Source organism: Pseudomonas sp. (assembly GCF_030683065.1).
Taxonomy (GTDB): domain Bacteria; phylum Pseudomonadota; class Gammaproteobacteria; order Pseudomonadales; family Pseudomonadaceae; genus Aquipseudomonas.
In genome coordinates this window covers 53,290-69,723 of the sequence record NZ_JAUXMX010000061.1, presented here as the reverse complement: position 1 = coordinate 69,723, position 16,434 = coordinate 53,290, and the positions used below count along the sequence as shown (strand labels likewise).

General features: G+C 61.2%; 14 protein-coding genes. 10 read left to right on the top strand and 4 right to left on the bottom strand.

Annotation, left to right across the window (positions count from 1 at the left end; translation table 11 throughout):
- Positions 1–20: 20 nt before the first annotated feature.
- The 3 genes from Q8K09_RS18930 to Q8K09_RS18920 all read left to right on the top strand — a co-directional run bounded on the left by Q8K09_RS18930 (position 21) and on the right by Q8K09_RS18920 (position 5,162).
- Positions 21–617, top strand: a complete 597-nt coding sequence (locus Q8K09_RS18930; protein ID WP_305256535.1) for an NADPH-dependent FMN reductase — start codon at positions 21–23, stop codon at positions 615–617.
- A 339-nt stretch (positions 618–956) separates the two neighbouring features.
- Positions 957–2,051 (top strand): efflux RND transporter periplasmic adaptor subunit, encoded by a 1,095-nt coding sequence (locus tag Q8K09_RS18925; RefSeq protein ID WP_305256534.1) that lies wholly within the window; start codon positions 957–959, stop codon positions 2,049–2,051.
- On the top strand, positions 2,052–5,162 hold the full coding sequence (locus tag Q8K09_RS18920) for an efflux RND transporter permease subunit (protein WP_305256533.1): 3,111 nt from the start codon (positions 2,052–2,054) through the stop codon (positions 5,160–5,162).
- A 123-nt stretch (positions 5,163–5,285) separates the two neighbouring features.
- Here Q8K09_RS18920 and Q8K09_RS18915 read toward each other — a convergent pair whose 3' ends face one another.
- From Q8K09_RS18915 to Q8K09_RS18900, 4 genes are read right to left on the bottom strand one after another with little or no spacing between them, the layout of a single operon-like run.
- On the bottom strand, positions 5,286–6,614 hold the full coding sequence (locus tag Q8K09_RS18915; RefSeq protein ID WP_305256532.1) for a sensor histidine kinase: 1,329 nt from the start codon (positions 6,612–6,614) through the stop codon (positions 5,286–5,288).
- Positions 6,611–7,279: a response regulator transcription factor gene (locus Q8K09_RS18910; protein WP_305256531.1), complete on the bottom strand. Its 669-nt coding sequence runs from the start codon at positions 7,277–7,279 to the stop codon at positions 6,611–6,613. The genes Q8K09_RS18915 and Q8K09_RS18910 overlap by 4 nt, the downstream gene beginning before the upstream one ends.
- Entirely contained in the window at positions 7,280–7,612 is a 333-nt protein-coding gene (locus tag Q8K09_RS18905; RefSeq protein WP_305256530.1) for a PepSY domain-containing protein, read from the bottom strand.
- The gene (locus Q8K09_RS18900; protein WP_305256529.1) at positions 7,612–7,920 is read right to left on the bottom strand and encodes a PepSY domain-containing protein; all 309 of its coding nucleotides are present in this window, start codon (positions 7,918–7,920) and stop codon (positions 7,612–7,614) included. The genes Q8K09_RS18905 and Q8K09_RS18900 overlap by 1 nt, the downstream gene beginning before the upstream one ends.
- Positions 7,921–8,094: 174 nt before the next feature.
- On the opposite strand from Q8K09_RS18900, the gene Q8K09_RS18895 reads away from it, so the two are divergent.
- The 7 genes from Q8K09_RS18895 (at position 8,095) to Q8K09_RS18865 (ending at position 16,355) form a co-directional block, all read left to right on the top strand.
- Positions 8,095–9,174 (top strand): patatin-like phospholipase family protein, encoded by a 1,080-nt coding sequence (locus Q8K09_RS18895; protein ID WP_305256528.1) that lies wholly within the window; start codon positions 8,095–8,097, stop codon positions 9,172–9,174.
- A 184-nt stretch (positions 9,175–9,358) separates the two neighbouring features.
- Positions 9,359–9,628 carry a hypothetical protein gene (locus Q8K09_RS18890; protein ID WP_305256527.1) on the top strand — a complete coding sequence of 90 codons (270 nt, stop codon included), beginning with the start codon at positions 9,359–9,361 and terminating at the stop codon, positions 9,626–9,628.
- 487 nt (positions 9,629–10,115) lie between these two features.
- Complete coding sequence (locus Q8K09_RS18885) at positions 10,116–10,493, top strand: MerR family DNA-binding transcriptional regulator (protein ID WP_305256526.1); 378 nt, start codon at positions 10,116–10,118, stop codon at positions 10,491–10,493.
- Between the two features lie 78 nt (positions 10,494–10,571).
- Positions 10,572–11,735 carry an isovaleryl-CoA dehydrogenase gene (locus Q8K09_RS18880; protein WP_305256525.1) on the top strand — a complete coding sequence of 388 codons (1,164 nt, stop codon included), beginning with the start codon at positions 10,572–10,574 and terminating at the stop codon, positions 11,733–11,735.
- A 115-nt stretch (positions 11,736–11,850) separates the two neighbouring features.
- Entirely contained in the window at positions 11,851–13,458 is a 1,608-nt protein-coding gene (locus tag Q8K09_RS18875) for a carboxyl transferase domain-containing protein (RefSeq protein WP_305256524.1), read from the top strand.
- 90 nt (positions 13,459–13,548) lie between these two features.
- Complete coding sequence (locus Q8K09_RS18870) at positions 13,549–14,349, top strand: gamma-carboxygeranoyl-CoA hydratase (protein WP_305256523.1); 801 nt, start codon at positions 13,549–13,551, stop codon at positions 14,347–14,349.
- Positions 14,346–16,355, top strand: a complete 2,010-nt coding sequence (locus Q8K09_RS18865; protein WP_305256521.1) for an acetyl/propionyl/methylcrotonyl-CoA carboxylase subunit alpha — start codon at positions 14,346–14,348, stop codon at positions 16,353–16,355. The genes Q8K09_RS18870 and Q8K09_RS18865 overlap by 4 nt, the downstream gene beginning before the upstream one ends.
- Positions 16,356–16,434: the final 79 nt, after the last annotated feature.

Genomic DNA, 16,434 nt, shown 5'->3' with positions numbered 1-16,434 from the left:
CACTTTTTTGGGGATATACCATGCTGAACGTCGCCTTGGTTGCCGGCTCCGGCCGCAACAACAGCCAATCGGGCAAGGTCGCCCGCTTTCTGCGCCAACGCCTGATTCAACTCGGTCAAACCACCAACGAACTGAGCTGCGTGATCGACCTGGGCCTGGCACCACTGCCGTTGTGGCCAGCCGAAGATGCAGGCCCATGGAACCTCTACAGCCAACAGCTAAAAAATGCCGATGCCATTGTTATCGTTGCTCCCGAGTGGAATGGCATGGCCTGTCCCGCCATAAAGAACTTCTTCATCTACGCCAGCAAAGCCGAACTGGCGCACAAACCGGGCCTCTTGGTCGGCGTTTCATCTGGAGTCGGCGGCGCCTACCCGATCAGTGAGTTACGCGCCTCCAGCTACAAGAACTGCCGCCTCTGCTACGTGCCCGAACACTTGATCGTGCGCCAGGTCGAAAAAGTCCTCAACACTCCCGAACCGACCAGCGAAGACGACCAGCGCCTGCGCGGGCGCGTCGACTACAACCTGGATATTTTGAGTAAGTACGCCAAGGCGCTTAAGCCCGTGCGTGAAAGCATAGACATGGCCAATCCCGCGTTCGCCAACGGCATGTGATGGCAGCTTCTCGCGTCGCCTCTGGCTGAGCCTGTAATCACCGGGGCAATCGGTAGCAATGCGTCGCGAGGGTGCGCAGGCCTGGCGGGGAGTCCTCATGCACCTGAGAATATGTTGGCGCTGTATATCAAACAGCTAAAACTCACCACTGAGGTACTGCAAAAAATAGCGCTGAACGCAGAACCCGGTGTAAGACTCGGTTGCCTAACAGGTCGCGAGTTTCAGCGCCGTGCCGGCCACTCAGATCGCGATAGCGGCGGTTAGCCTATAACCTCTTGGCCAGTTGCACTCGGTTGGATGCTCGCATCCGCGCTTTTTTCAATTTCAAGGATAGTCAGCTTGAACCTTCGCGCCATGATCTGCCTGTGCCTGCCTGCCAGCGTTCTGCTCGCAGGCTGCGGTGAGCCCCCTGCCCCACAGCAACAGGCCCCGCGCCTGGTCAAGCTGTTCACCGTCGAGGATCCGGCCAGCCAGCGTCTGCGCGAATTCCCGGCACGACTGAAAGCCACCAACGAGGCCGAGCTGTCCTTCCGTATAGGTGGGCAGTTGAAAAAAATCGAAGTACTGCAGGGCCAACAGGTCAAGCTCGGCCAACTGATTGCCAGCATCGAAGACACCGACCAGCGCTTGCGTGTGCGTGATCGCCAGGCCAGCTTTGACCTGGCCAACGCGCAGTTCCAGCGGATTGCCAAGCTGTATGAGCGGCAGATGATCTCCCGCTCGGAATACGACCAGCGCAAGGCGGCCCTGGACTCGGCCAACGCGGCTCTTAGTCTGGCCCGCCAGGAACTGGACTACACCCAAATCCTCGCGCCCTTCAACGGGGTAGTAGCCAGCACCTATGTGGACAACTTCCAGGTGGTGCAGGCCAAGCAACCCATCGCTACCCTGCAAAGCGGCGACAGCCTGGATGTGCTGTTCCAGCTGCCGGAAAACCTGCTGACCAATCTGCACCGGCGCGAGGACAGACCCGATTATCACCCCAACGTGACTCTCGACAGCCTGCCAGGTCGTGAGTTCGAGGCAGTGTACAAAGAACACAGCACCCAGCCCGACCCTCGCACCCTGACCTATGAAGTCACCTTGTCTATGCCCCGCCCCCAGGAACTCAACCTGCTGCCAGGCATGAGTGCCACCGTCAAGGTGGACTTCGCCCAGCTCTCGCGCACCCCGGACAATCGCCTGCTGGTGCCGGTGGAAGCGGTATTTAGCGCCGACGCCGGCCCGGCCAGCGCCAAACAGGTGTGGGTGGTACGCGAACAGGATGACGCATTGCACCTCAGCGCCCGCGCAGTGGAGGTTGGCCAGCTCAGCCGTGACAGCATTGAAGTGCTTAGCGGCCTGGAACCCGGTGAGCAGATCGTCGCTGTCGGTGGCGCTGAGCTGGAGGAAGGCCAGACCGTGCGCCCCTGGGTACGCGAGCGGGGACTGTAAATGGATATCGCCGGTTATTTTATCCAGCGTCGAGTCACCAGCTGGCTGGTCACCTTGGTGCTGGGCATCGGCGGCCTGATGGCCTTTCTCGACATCGGACGCTTGGAAGACCCCTCCTTCACCCTGAAAAACGCCATGGTCATTACCAGCTACCCGGGCGCTTCGCCGCAGCAGGTGGAGGAGGAAGTCAGCTACCCGCTGGAGAACGCCATCCAGCAGATGCCCTCGATCAAGAAGATCACCTCTATTTCAAGTGCCGGGCTATCGCAAATCAGTCTGGAGCTGCAAAGCCAATACAAGGCCGAGCAGATTCCGCAAATCTGGGATGAGCTGCGGCGCAAGATCAACGACCTGCAACCCAATCTGCCGCCAGGGGTCAACCCGCCACAGATTCGCGATGATTTCAGCGATGTATTCGGCTTTTTCCTGCTGGTCACCGGCGATGGCTACAGCGCACAAGAGCTGCGCGACTTTGCCGACTACCTACGGCGTGAACTGGTGCTGCTGCCCGGCGTAGGCAAGGTCACGCTGGCTGGCGCGCGCCAGGAACAAGTGCAGGTGGAAATATCACGCAGCAAAATGAGCGCCCTGGGCATCGCGCCGCAGCGCTTGGCGCAGGTGTTGAGCCAGCAAAACGTGGTGTCCAATGCCGGGCGTATTCTGGCCGGCAGTGAATCCATCCGCCTGCACCCCACCGGGGAATTTCAGGATGTGCGCGAGCTTGAGCGGCTGATCATCAGCGATCCCGGCAGCTCGCAACAGGTTACTTTGGGTGATATCGCCCAGGTAAAACGTGGCTTTAGCGAAACGCCCGGCAATCTCTACCGCATGAACGGGCAATCGGCCCTGACCCTGGGCATTTCCTTCGCACCCAAGGTCAATGTGGTAGACGTGGGTGCAACCATCAATGCGCGCCTGACCGAGCTGGATAATCAGCGCCCGGCCGGGATGCAACTGCAGGTGTTTTACGATCAGGCGGCCGAAGTCGAGTCTTCGGTAAAGGGCTTCGTGATCAACTTTGTTGCCTCAGTGATCATCGTGATTGTGGTGCTACTGGTGTTTATGGGCATGCGCAGTGGCCTGTTGATCGGCCTGATTCTGGCCCTGACGGTACTCGGCAGTTTTATCTTCATGCGCATACTGGGTATCGAGTTGCAGCGCATCTCCCTCGGGGCACTGGTGATCTCGCTCGGCATGCTGGTGGATAACGCCATTGTGGTGGTCGAGGGCATTCTGGTCGGTCGCCAACGCGGGCAAACCACCCTCGAAGCCGCGCGAGCCATCGTCAAGCAAACCAACCTGCCACTGCTCGGCGCCACCCTGATCGCCATCATCGCCTTCGCCCCCATCGGCCTGTCCGATGACTCCACAGGCGAGTTCTGCCTGTCGTTATTCCAGGTGTTGATGATTTCCCTGCTGCTGAGCTGGGTCACGGCCATCACCCTGACGCCGTTCTTCGCCAGCCTGTTCTTCCGTGACAATCAGACGCTGATCGGCCAACCCCAGGGCGACCCTTATGGTGGAGTGATTTTCACCGCTTACCGCGCCATGCTCGACGTTGCATTGCATCGTCGTGGCCTGACCCTGAGCCTGCTAGTGATCATGCTGGTGGTGGCTATCGCCGGTTTCAGTAAGGTGCGGCAGAGTTTTTTCCCGCCGTCCAACACCCCGATGTTCTTTATTGACCTGTGGCTGCCGCAAGGCAGCGACATCCGCTACACCGAGCAAATGGTGGCCGAACTGGATCGCCATGTGCTGGCCCAGGAAGGTGTTACAGCGGTGAGCAGCACCATAGGTCAGGGCGCGCTGCGTTTTATCCTCACCTACGCCCCGCAGAAGCAGTACCCCAACTATGCCCAACTGCTGGTGCGCACCGATACACTGGAGCGAATCGAACCGCTGATCAACCAACTTGAACTGCACGTGGCCGAGCAGTACCCGCAGATCAAGCCGAAATTCAAACAGCTGATGCTTGGCCCCGGCAACGACAGCAAGATCGAGGCACGCTTCAGCGGCCCCGACCCTGAAATGCTGCGAAAACTGGGCAGTGAAGCCATCCGCCTGATGCGTCAGGACCCGGTAGCCAACGCGGTAACGCACGACTGGCATGAGCGCACCAAGTTGATCCGCCCGCAATTTGCAGAAGCCCGTGCGCGCGAACTGGGTGTCGACAAAAGTGAACTGGACGACCTGCTGCGCATGAGCTTTTCGGGCATGAACGTCGGTCTGTACCGCGATGGCACGCGCCTGCTGCCGATCATTGCGCGCCCGCCAGACAACGAGCGCTTGAATGCCGACAGCCTCAGCGACCTGCAGGTCTGGAGCAATGGCCGCGCGGGCTACCTGCCCATCGAGCAGGTGCTACTGGGCTTCACCACCGAGTGGGAAGACCCGTTGATCATGCGCCTGAACCGCAAGCGCACCCTCACCGTACAGGCCGACCCGGCCCTGCTCAGTGGCGAAACAGCGGCGCAGCTGTTCGAGCGCATCCGGCCTGAGATCGAGGCCATGCCGCTGCCGGAAGGCTACAGCCTGGAATGGGGTGGTGAATACGAGAGCTCACGCGATGCGCAGGGGGCCATCTTCGGCAGCCTGCCATTGGGCTACCTGGCAATGTTTATGATCACCATTCTGCTGTTCGACTCATTCAAGCGGGCGCTGGTGATCTGGCTCACCGTGCCATTGGCAATGATCGGCGTAACCCTGGGCTTCTTAATCACCGGCATTCCCTTCGGTTTTATGGCCCTGCTCGGCCTGCTTAGCCTGAGTGGCATGCTGGTGAAGAACGGTATCGTTCTGGTGGATGAAATCCAGCTGCAACTGGCCAGCGGCAAGGACGCCCGGCAGGCAGTCGAGGAAGCGTCGATCAGCCGCGTGCGCCCGGTGTCCATGGCCGCCCTGACCACCATCCTGGGCATGAGCCCGCTGCTCGCAGATGCTTTCTTCCAGAGCATGGCGGTGGTGATCATGTTCGGCCTGGGTTTCGCCACCCTGCTGACACTGGTGGTATTGCCTGTGCTGTATTGCGTGTTCTACGGGATTAGGGGCCGAGGCATAAGCAGCGCTCTTGAGCTTGAGCGGCACCTTCAGGGTGATAACCGTTCACCCTGAAGGTCGTCCCTCAGGACTCGGCAAAGGCGATCGGCGGCATGTTCGCCAGCGCCTCGACCTGCCGGGTATCGACACCGGTGTGAGTGCACGTTACTGGCGGCGCCGTTGCGTATTCACAGGTCATCAAGCCTTGCGCAGTGAAGGTTGCGGCAACTGGATATGCACGCATAAACCACCCAACCGACTGTCCCGCAATTCCAGGTGACCGCTCCAGGCATCGACAATATCGCGCACGATGCCAAGGCCCAATCCGTGTCCGGCAACCTGTTCATCCACCCGACTGCCGCGGTTCAAGACTTCCGCGCGCTGCTGCGCCTCGACGCCAGGGCCATCGTCTTCCACAGTGAAGGCGTAACCTTCGGCGGTGCACTCGATACTCAACAGCACCTGGCTGGCGGCCCATTTACAGGCGTTATCCAGCAGGTTACCCAGCAACTCAAGCATATCCTCACGATCCCAGGGCAGGCGTAAACCTGCTGCCGCTTGCCATTCCAGGTGCAAGCCGCGGTTGTGGATCATTGCCAGGGTAGAGAACAAGCCTGGTAGCTCCTCGGCACAAATGAAGTGCGCACCGGGCAAAGCCTCGCCAGTCAACCGCGCACGGCCCAGCTCGCGCTCCAGGCGCTGCTCGATCTGCTGCAGGTTATCGAGCAGGCTGGCGCGCAACGCAGGATAGCCGTGCAGCTCTTCACGTCCGGCCAGACTGACCAGCACCGCTAAAGGCGTTTTCAGCGCATGACCGAGGTTGCCCAGGGCATTGCGCGAGCGTTTCAGGGTGTCTTCGGTGTGCGCCAGCAGGTGGTTGATCTGCCCCACCAATGGCTCCAGCTCGCGGGGCACGCCGCTGTCCAGTGCGCTACGTTGTCCTTGTTGCAGTTGGGCGATCTGCTGGCGCACCTGCTCCAGCGGGCGTAATGCACGACTAACGGTCAGGCGCTGCAACAGCAAGATCAGCAGCAAGGCGGCCACACCCAGCCCCAGGCCCATTTGCTGTACACGACGTAAACTCTGCAGCATCGGCGTGTAATCCTGAGCCACCAGAACTGACAGCTGCTGGCCAAAGCGCTGATAGTCGCCACGGTAGGTCAGTAGTAACTGACCCTGCGGGCCGTCTCCCAATTCGTCCTGCAGCCCGGGCTGCGGCGCCGGCTGCAGTTCACTGTCCCATAGCGAACGCGAGCGCCAGGTCTTGTCAGCAAAGTCGATACGAAAATAATGCCCCGAGAATGGTCGCTGAAAAGCCGCGCTGAGGCGCTGCTCATCCAACTGAATGCCCTGCGGGCCACGCACCATGGCCGCCAGCAGCGACTCGGCTTCATCGCGCAAATCCGCTTGCAGGTAACTGCGCAAACCGAGATCGAACAGCCACAGGCTGGTCTGCACCAGGAGCAGGCCAACCACCAGCAAGATGCTGATCAAGCCCAGGCTCAAGCGCCGCTGGATCGATTTCAAACAGCCTCTCCACTGAACCTGTAACCCTGGCCGCGCCGGGTTTCGATGGCTTCCCGACCAATTTTGCGACGCAGGTGATTGACGTAAACCTCGATCACATTCGAGTCGCGCTCAGTCTCGCCGTCGTAGAGGTGCTCAGCCAGGTGGCTTTTCGAGAGAATCTGCCCAGCGTGCAGCATGAAATAGCGCAGCAGGCGAAACTCTGCGCTGGTCAGGTCAATTTCCTCGCCATTACGCCTGACACACTGACGACTCTCATCCAGCAGCAAGCCGGCGGCCTGCAATTGTGGCTGATTGGCCAGGCCGTGCGCACGGCGCAGCAACGCCTGAATCCGTAGCTGCAGTTCTTCCGGGTGAAAGGGTTTGCTCAAGTAATCATCGGCACCGGCTTTCAGCCCCTCGATGCGCTCAGCCCAGGAACCGCGCGCAGTAAGGATCAGAACCGGGGTTTGCAGGCCACCGGCACGCCACTCTTGCAGTACCTGCAGCCCAGGCTTGCCTGGCAAACCGAGGTCGAGAATGATCAGGTCATAAGGCTCACTCGCCCCCTGATACAGCGCGTCGCGCCCATCGGCCAACCAATCTACCGCATAGCCATGACGCGTCAGGCTGGCGAGCAGCTCGTCGGCCAGGGGCACATGGTCTTCTACTAGCAACAGGCGCATTCAGTCATCTACCTCATCCTTCAGGATTTGCCCATCACGAGCATCCAACTCCAGTTCGCGAACCACCCCTTGCAGGGTCAGTAATTCGACCTCATAGACCAGAATGTCGTCTTCCTCTTCCAGCTCGGCCTCAAGCAAGATCGCGCCGGGGTAACGCTGCAAGGCCACGCCCAACAATTGCTCAAGGGGCAGAATGTGTCCCGCCTGACGCAGACGCAAGGCTTCATCCTGATCCAGATCGCGGGCGCTGGCACTGCCGCTCAGCGCAAGCAGAAGCAGAAGCAGAAGCAGAAGCAGGCCGCAGAGCACGCCATCGCGCAGAGAGGCCAGCATCAATCGTCCTGCTGATTCTTGAGAACCTGGCCGTTGCTGGCGTCCAGCTCAACATCCCACTGCACGCCTTGCGCGTCACGCAACTCGAGCTGGTAGATGTAGCGGCCGTATTCTTCCTCCAGCTCGGTCCCCTCGATCTTGCCGCCTGGATGTAGCGCCAGGGCAGCAGTATTAAGCTTTTCGAACGACTGGACGGTGCCCGCGTCACGTAGTTTCAATGCTTCATCCGGCCCCAAGTCACGCGCCTGGGCGATCCCGACCGAGATGCTCAGGGCTGCAGTTGCAAACAGTGCTATCAGGGCGTTCATGGTGAGTCTCCGTGCGAGTTTGTTCGACAGGATTGAGATTACTGCGCCGAACTTAACTCAAGCTGAATTCAATTAAATCCGCTACAACCCGTAGCGCCATCATTCAGCCCATCAAGTAACTTGGCCTGTCCGCAGGGGACTCTATAATCAAAACCTTGCGAGATGGATACGAGCATGAGTGCGATTCAAATAAAGTACCCCGCCCTGACGATCAAGGCCGGCCCGCGGGCCCTGGCACGCATTCGTGAGCGCGGCATACAACCCGCTGACGTGGGCATTCTGCCAGGCGCTGCCGGCGGCCCCAAAGCCCTTGGCATCCAGGGCCTCGATCTTGCCCTGTTTGGCGACTGGTTGCCGCGGATGCCGCGCGAACGCTCGCTAATTGGAGCGTCAATCGGCTCATGGCGCTTCGCCAGTGCCTGCCTACCGGATGCTGTCGCCGGTATACACCGCCTCGGCGAACTCTATACCGGGCAGCGTTTTGCCAAGGGCGCGAGCATGGCCGAGGTCTCGCGTAGTTGTCGGCAGATGCTTGCAGACCTATTGGCCGGCCAGGACGCCGACGTATTGAGCAACCCGCACTATCGCCTGAATATCGTCGTGGTGAAAAGCCACGGCTTGCTCCAGCATGACCACCGCGGCGCACTGGGCCTGGGCTTATCTTCTGTTATCAGCAACAACCTGCTAGGGCGCCCGCGCCTGGCAAGGCACTTCGAGCGACTGATTCTGCACGATGCGCGCCTGGCTCCACCGCTGGAAACATTGAACGACTTTCCTTCGCGCTACCTGGCGCTGGACAGCGCCAACCTGCGCCACGCTCTGCTCGCCTCCGGGTCAATCCCGATGATCATGCAAGGGGTGCGCGACATTCCCGGAGCTGGTCCGGGCACCTACCGCGATGGAGGCCTGCTCGATTACCACCTCGACCTGCCCTACAGCGGCGAGGATATCGTGCTCTATCCACACTTCACCGACAAAGTCATCCCCGGCTGGTTCGACAAAGGTATGCCTTGGCGCCGGGGCGATACCGGACGCTTGCAAGATGTATTACTGCTGGCGCCATCGCGCGAGTACCTGACCCGCCTGCCCCACGGCAAACTGCCGGACCGCAAGGACTTCAATCGCTATCTGGGCGACGATGCAGGCCGCGAGCGCTATTGGCGCAAGGCCATGGACGAAAGCCGCCGGCTGGGCGACGAGTTCCTCGAACTGGCGGACAGCGGCCGCCTGGCTGAGCGCATGCAGGCACTATGAGTCTCGGCATGTAAATCGCTCTCGATAGGCCGATTTTTCGATCAAGCCTACATTTTCTAGATTATCGCGCCCGCAAATGTGACTTGATGACCCCGGCTGATCATCAACAACTATAACTGGACGGCGCAGCAGGAAGCGGCGCTGACTTTTACGATTTTGGGATCACCTCGGAGAAACCGACCCCATGAACGCGCCACTGCGTTTCAACGAAGCACTTCTGATTGCCGATCGCGCCTTTCAACCCTTGCAGTGTGTCGCCTGGACACCACAAGACGGCACTGGCGAACTCAGCCTGACGGTCATCGACCGTACCAGCACCCGGTTACTGGGCCGCACCCTGCTATCGAGCAGCACCTACAGCGACCCGATACAACTGGCCAGCGTACTCAACAAATCCCGCGCGGAATTAAGCCAGCAGGGTTATAACCTGGCGCCCTGGAGCATGCCGGAGTAATCATCAACGGTTGTTGGTATCTCCAGCGCTCTCGTGAGGGCGCCTCAGGCGTTTTCGCGGCAAAGTGCTTACATGGAGGGCGTTCAGTCAGCTGGATACCCTCGTATTTCACTTAGCGCAACACCCATAGTGGGTACCCAGAGGCAGCTGCGCCAGGCGAATTTTTTGCGTGCCTGCGCAGCTCAATCAGCTAAACAGCAGCTGCAACGGGCTGCAGAGTCGCCCGGCACTCGATCCTCTCGATCAATTTACCCTGGCCCGCGCGACCGGTATTAGTTGCACGCATTTACCCGCACACACCGCACTGCCCCACTGGGCTGCTCTGCCATCAATGCCCGCAGTACACGCTGGGTTTTACAGACCTCACTGCACTGGCGTCACAGCCCAATATCCAAAACCCGGATGCGCTTGAACGCACTCATATGGTCGTGGACTTAATGCACGCCCAGCCTTACGTTAACGTAAAGGTCAATTAAGGGCGTCATTCATGATCACGTACTCCATCTCCGAGCTGGCCCGCGAGCTGGACATCACCACCCGCGCCATTCGTTTCTATGAAGAGCAGCAGATGCTCAGCCCGGAACGGCGCGGCCAGGAGCGCATCTATACCGCCAAGGACAAGGTCACCCTCAAGCTTATCCTGCGCGGCAAGCGCATCGGCTTCTCCCTGGCCGAGTGCAAGGAGTTGATCGAGCTGTACGACCCGGTGCACGGCAATCACAAGCAGCTGGACACCTTCATGACCAAGATCGCCGAGCGCCGCGTCCAACTGCAGCAGCAATTGCTGGATATCGAACAGATGCAGTTGGAGCTGGATACTGCAGAGGAACGCTGCTTGGCGGCCATGGCCGATACCATCACCTAGAGTGCGCCGCACCAACCAACCCGGTGCGCGCCGCCTAGCCGGCCCCGCACCCCTACAAAAACAACAGCAGGTGGAACCATGAGCTATCCGTCCCTCAACTTCGCCCTCGGCGAAACCATCGACATGCTGCGCGAGCAGACCCAGGCCTTTGTCGCCAGCGAACTGGCCCCGCGCGCCGCCGCCATCGACAGCGACAACCAGTTCCCGGCGGATATGTGGCGCAAATTCGGCGATATGGGCCTACTTGGTATCACCGTCGATGAAGAGTACGGCGGCTCCGGCCTCGGCTACCTGGCCCACGTCATCGCCATGGAAGAGATCAGCCGTGGCTCGGCCTCGGTTGCCCTGTCCTACGGCGCGCACTCCAACCTGTGCGTCAATCAGATCAAGCGCAATGGCACCGCCGCGCAGAAGGCCAAGTACCTGCCCAAGCTGGTCTCCGGCGAGCATATCGGTGCCCTGGCAATGAGTGAGCCAAACGCCGGCTCCGACGTGGTATCGATGAAGCTGCGCGCCGACAAGCAAGGCGACCACTACGTGCTCAACGGCAGCAAGACCTGGATCACCAACGGCCCGGATGCCAACACCTATGTGATCTACGCCAAAACCGATCCGGAAAAAGGCGCCCACGGTATCAGCGCCTTTATCGTTGAGCGCGACTGGAAGGGTTTCAGCCGTGGTAGCAAGTTCGACAAACTGGGCATGCGCGGCTCCAACACCTGCGAGCTGTTCTTCGACAATGTCGAAGTGCCGGAGGAGAACGTACTCGGCCAGCTTAACGGCGGCGTGCGGGTACTGATGAGTGGCCTGGATTATGAGCGTGTGGTGCTCTCCGGCGGCCCGACCGGGATCATGCAGGCCTGCATGGACGTCATCGTGCCCTATATCCACGACCGCAAGCAGTTCGGCCAGAGCATCGGCGAGTTCCAGCTGATCCAGGGCAAGGTCGCCGATATGTACACCCAGCTCAACGCAAGCCGAGCCTACCTGTACGCCGTGGCTCAGGCCTGCGACCGCGGCGAAACCACGCGCAAGGACGCCGCCGGAGTGATTCTCTACTCCGCCGAGCGCGCCACGCAGATGGCCCTTGATGCGATCCAGATTCTCGGCGGCAACGGCTATATCAACGACTACCCCACCGGCCGCCTGCTGCGTGACGCCAAGCTTTATGAAATCGGCGCCGGCACCAGCGAAATCCGCCGCATGTTGATCGGCCGCGAACTGTTTAACGAAACCAAATAAGCCAGAACCGTAGGATGGGTTGAGCAAAGCGATACCCATCGAACCCGAAACCGCGTGGGTATCGCTTCGCTCAACCCACCCTACGCGTTGTCAGCCAGTAGACCCGGAGCGCCAGATGGCCATCCTGCACACCCAGATCAACACCCGCTCGCCGGATTTTGCCGCCAATAGTGCGGCGATGCTTAGCCAGGTAAACGACCTGCGTGCCCTGCTCGCCCGCGTTCACGAAGGCGGCGGCGCCAAGGCTCAGGAACGCCACACCTCACGCGGCAAACTGCTGCCGCGCGAACGCATCAACCGCCTGCTGGATATCGGCTCGCCGTTTCTCGAGATCGGCCAACTGGCCGCCCATGAGGTGTATGGCGAAGAGGTGCCAGCGGCGGGCGTGGTGGCCGGTATCGGCCGGGTCGAAGGCGTGGAATGCATGATCGTGGCCAACGACGCCACGGTAAAAGGCGGTAGTTACTACCCGCTGACGGTGAAAAAGCACCTGCGCGCGCAGACCATCGCCCAGCAGAACCGTCTGCCCTGCATCTACCTGGTGGACTCCGGCGGCGCCAACCTGCCGCGTCAGGATGAAGTGTTCCCCGACCGCGAGCATTTCGGGCGAATCTTCTTCAACCAGGCGAATATGTCGGCCATGGGCATCCCGCAGATTGCCGTGGTCATGGGCTCCTGCACCGCCGGCGGTGCCTACGTGCCGGCCATGGCAGATGAGGCGATCATGGTGCGCAACCAGGCCACCATTTTCCTCGCCGGCCCGCCGCTGGTAAAAGCTGCCACCGGTGAAGTGGTCAGCGCCGAAGACCTGGGCGGCGCCGACGTGCACTGCAAAACTAGCGGCGTCGCTGACCATTACGCCGACAACGACGAACACGCCCTGGCTCTCGCTCGGCGCAGCATCAGCAACCTCAACTGGCGCAAGCTCGGCGTTCTGAACACCCGCGCGCCGATTAACCCGCTGTACAGCAGTGAAGAGCTGTACGGAGTGATTCCAGCAGACGCCAAGCAGCCTTTCGATGTCCGTGAAGTGATCGCCCGCACCGTCGATGGCAGCGTATTCGATGAGTTCAAGGCGCTATTCGGCACCACTCTGGTCTGCGGCTTTGCGCATATCCACGGCTATCCGGTGGCGATCCTTGCCAATAACGGCATCCTGTTTGCGGAATCGGCGCAGAAAGGCGCGCACTTTATCGAACTGGCCTGCCAGCGCGGTATTCCCCTGCTGTTCCTGCAGAACATCACCGGCTTTATGGTCGGGCAGAAATACGAAGCCGGCGGCATCGCCAAGCATGGCGCCAAGCTAGTGAACGCCGTGGCCTGCGCCAAGGTGCCGAAATTCACGGTGATCATCGGCGGCAGCTTTGGTGCCGGCAACTACGGCATGTGCGGCCGCGCTTTTGAGCCACGCTTTCTGTGGATGTGGCCAAATGCGCGGATCGGCGTGATGGGCGCCGAACAGGCCGCAGGCGTGTTGGTGCAGGTCAAGCACGAACAGGCCGCCCGCGCCGGGCAGCGCTTCTGCGCCGAGGATGAAGCTGCACTCAAGCAGCCGATCCTCGAACAGTACGAGCGCCAGGGTCACCCCTATTACTCCAGCGCGCGGCTGTGGGACGACGGTGTCATTGACCCAGCGCAGACCCGCGAGATAGTGGGCCTGGCACTGTCTGCCAGCCTGAACGCGCCAATCGAGCCGACCACCTTTGGCGTGTTCAGAATGTAATCCGCGGGATGGGCTTTAGTACCGTAGGGTGCGCCGTGCGCACCGCCTTTCAACGCAATGGTGCGCACAGCGCACCCTACGAAGATGACCATGAGCGAATTCAACACCGTACAAATGGAAAAAGACCCGCGCGGCTTTGCCACCCTCTGGCTCAACCGCGCCGACAAGAACAATGCCTTCAACTCCGATATGATCCGCGAGCTGATTCTCGCCCTCGACGCGGTGATGGCCGACAAAAGCCTACGTTTTCTGCTGCTGCGCGGCCGTGGCAAGCACTTCAGCGCGGGCGCGGACCTGGCCTGGATGCAGCATGCCGCGACCCTGGACTACAACGCCAACCTGGCCGACTCGCGCGAGCTGGCCGAGCTGATGCACAACCTCTATCAGCTGAAGATCCCGACCCTGGCCGTGGTGCAAGGCGCAGCTTTTGGTGGCGCGCTGGGTTTGATCAGCTGCTGCGACATGGCCATCGGCGCCGATGACGCCCAGCTGTGCCTGTCCGAGGTGCGCATCGGCCTGGCCCCGGCGGTGATCAGCCCCTTTGTCGTGCAGGCCATTGGCGAGCGTGCCGCGCGCCGTTATGCCCTGACCGCCGAGCGCTTTAGCGGCGAACGCGCCCAGGAGCTGGGACTGTTTGCCGAGTGCTATCCGTCTGCCGAACTGGAAGCTCAAGTAGAAAGCTGGATCAGCAACCTGCTACTTAACAGCCCCCAGGCGATGCAGGCGAGCAAGGACCTGCTGCGCGAAGTCGGCAGCGGCGTGCTGACTCCAGCACTGCGCCGCTACACGGAAAACGCCATCGCTCGCATCCGCGTCAGCGCCGAAGGCCAGGAGGGCCTGCGCGCCTTTCTGGATAAACGTAAACCGGCCTGGCAGGAGCAACAATCATGAGCAAGCACATTGACACCCTGCTAATCGCCAACCGTGGCGAGATCGCCTGCCGGGTGATGCGCACGGCCAAAGCCATGGGCATCACGACCGTGGCGGTACACAGTGCAGTCGACCATAACGCCCGTCACGTACGCGAAGCGGACATCGCCATCGACCTGGGCGGCGCCAAGCCGGCCGACAGCTACCTGCGTATCGACGCGCTGATCGCAGCGGCCAAGGCCAGCGGTGCCCAGGCCATCCACCCCGGTTATGGCTTTCTTTCGGAAAACGCTGGTTTCGCCCGCGCCATTGAAGACGCTGGCCTGATCTTTCTCGGCCCGCCCGCCTCGGCTATCGACGCCATGGGCAGCAAGTCTGCGGCCAAGTCGCTGATGGAAGCCGCCGGCGTACCGCTGGTACCGGGCTATCACGGCAACGCTCAGGATATCGAGACCTTCCGCACTGCTGCCGACGTCATCGGCTACCCGGTATTGCTCAAGGCTACCGCTGGCGGCGGCGGCAAGGGCATGAAGGTGGTCGAGCGCGAAAGCGAACTAGCCGAAGCCCTAGCCAGCGCCCAGCGCGAGGCACAATCCTCGTTCGGCGATTCGCGCATGCTGGTGGAGAAATACGTCCTCAAGCCGCGCCATGTGGAAATCCAGGTCTTCGCCGACCAGCACGGCCACTGCCTGTACCTGAATGAGCGCGACTGCTCGATCCAGCGCCGCCACCAGAAGGTCGTCGAAGAAGCACCAGCGCCCGGCCTGTCGCCTGAACTGCGCCGCACCATGGGCGAAGCGGCGGTCAAGGCCGCCCAGGCCATCGGCTATGTCGGCGCCGGCACCGTAGAGTTTCTACTGGATGAGCGCGGCGACTTCTTCTTTATGGAGATGAACACCCGCCTGCAGGTCGAGCACCCGGTGACCGAATTGATTACCGGCCTGGACCTGGTCGCCTGGCAGATCCGCGTCGCCCGTGGCGAAGCGCTGCCGATCAGCCAGGAGCAGGTGCCGCTGATTGGCCACGCCATCGAAGTGCGTCTCTACGCCGAAGACCCGGAGCACGACTTCCTGCCGTCCACCGGACGCTTGAGCCTGTACCGCGAACCCGCAGCCGGCCCGGGCCGCCGAGTCGACACGGGGGTTGCCGAAGGTGACGAAGTTTCGCCTTTCTACGACCCGATGCTCGGCAAGCTGATCGCCTGGGGCGAGAACCGCGAGGAGGCGCGCCTACGCCTACTGGCCATGCTCAAGGAAACCTGCATCGGCGGAGTCAAGACTAACCTGGCATTTCTCACCCGCGTGCTGGCCCATCCGGCCTTTGCCGACGCCGAACTGGATACCGGTTTTATCCCGCGCCATGAAGCGCAACTGCTGCCGCCGCCCGCTGACCTGACGGCTGAGTTCTGGCAGCTGGCAGGCGACGCCTTCGCCCAGAGCGAGCCGCTACGGCGCAAGCACGAAGACTTCCATTCGCCCTGGGTCGGCACCAGTGGCTGGCGCGCCGGTCTGCCGACCGAGATCGACCTGCACCTGAGCTGTAATGGCACCACGCAAAAGGTGCGCGCCAACGGTGGCGCCCGACTGCAGGGCGAGACGCTGTTGTGCAACAACCCGCTGGCCGTGTTGCAGCATTCTAACGATGCTCCTGCTGCCATCCAGATCGCCAGCAAGCTGGCTCCTACAGGGGGCGAACAACGCCTGCACGCCATCCGCCAGGGCGATACCCTTTACCTGGAATGGCAAGGTGAATTGCACGCCATCAGCCAACTCGACCCGATTGCCGCAGTCGAGGCCAGCCACAGCCATCACGGCGGGCTTACCGCACCCATGAACGGCAGTATCGTGCGCGTACTGGTCGAGGCTGGGCAGGCGGTGGAAGCCGGTGCGGCCTTGGTGGTGCTGGAAGCGATGAAGATGGAACACAGCATCCGTGCGCCCCATGCCGGCACCGTCAAGGCGCTGTATTGCAGCGAAGGTGAGATGGTCAGCGAAGGCGCCGTGCTGGTGGAGCTGCAAGAGCCATAAGCAACGCACCCTGCGTAAACCCATGGCATCGCGTACACCGTAGGGTGCGCCGTGCGCACCAGTGGCCCCAAAGGAGACG

Excerpts from the sequence above, each read along its gene's own strand:
- Q8K09_RS18880 (WP_305256525.1), top strand. The coding sequence starts at position 10,572 with ATGAGCTATCCGTCCCTCAACTTCGCCCTCGGCGAAACCATCGACATG.
- Q8K09_RS18870 (WP_305256523.1), top strand. The coding sequence starts at position 13,549 with ATGAGCGAATTCAACACCGTACAAATGGAAAAAGACCCGCGCGGCTTT.
- Q8K09_RS18920 (WP_305256533.1), top strand. The coding sequence starts at position 2,052 with ATGGATATCGCCGGTTATTTTATCCAGCGTCGAGTCACCAGCTGGCTG.
- Q8K09_RS18900 (WP_305256529.1), bottom strand. The coding sequence starts at position 7,920 with ATGAACGCCCTGATAGCACTGTTTGCAACTGCAGCCCTGAGCATCTCG.
- Q8K09_RS18890 (WP_305256527.1), top strand. The coding sequence starts at position 9,359 with ATGAACGCGCCACTGCGTTTCAACGAAGCACTTCTGATTGCCGATCGC.
- Q8K09_RS18885 (WP_305256526.1), top strand. The coding sequence starts at position 10,116 with ATGATCACGTACTCCATCTCCGAGCTGGCCCGCGAGCTGGACATCACC.
- Q8K09_RS18875 (WP_305256524.1), top strand. The coding sequence starts at position 11,851 with ATGGCCATCCTGCACACCCAGATCAACACCCGCTCGCCGGATTTTGCC.
- Q8K09_RS18905 (WP_305256530.1), bottom strand. The coding sequence starts at position 7,612 with ATGCTGGCCTCTCTGCGCGATGGCGTGCTCTGCGGCCTGCTTCTGCTT.
- Q8K09_RS18865 (WP_305256521.1), top strand. The coding sequence starts at position 14,346 with ATGAGCAAGCACATTGACACCCTGCTAATCGCCAACCGTGGCGAGATC.
- Q8K09_RS18930 (WP_305256535.1), top strand. The coding sequence starts at position 21 with ATGCTGAACGTCGCCTTGGTTGCCGGCTCCGGCCGCAACAACAGCCAA.
- Q8K09_RS18910 (WP_305256531.1), bottom strand. The coding sequence starts at position 7,279 with ATGCGCCTGTTGCTAGTAGAAGACCATGTGCCCCTGGCCGACGAGCTG.
- Q8K09_RS18895 (WP_305256528.1), top strand. The coding sequence starts at position 8,095 with ATGAGTGCGATTCAAATAAAGTACCCCGCCCTGACGATCAAGGCCGGC.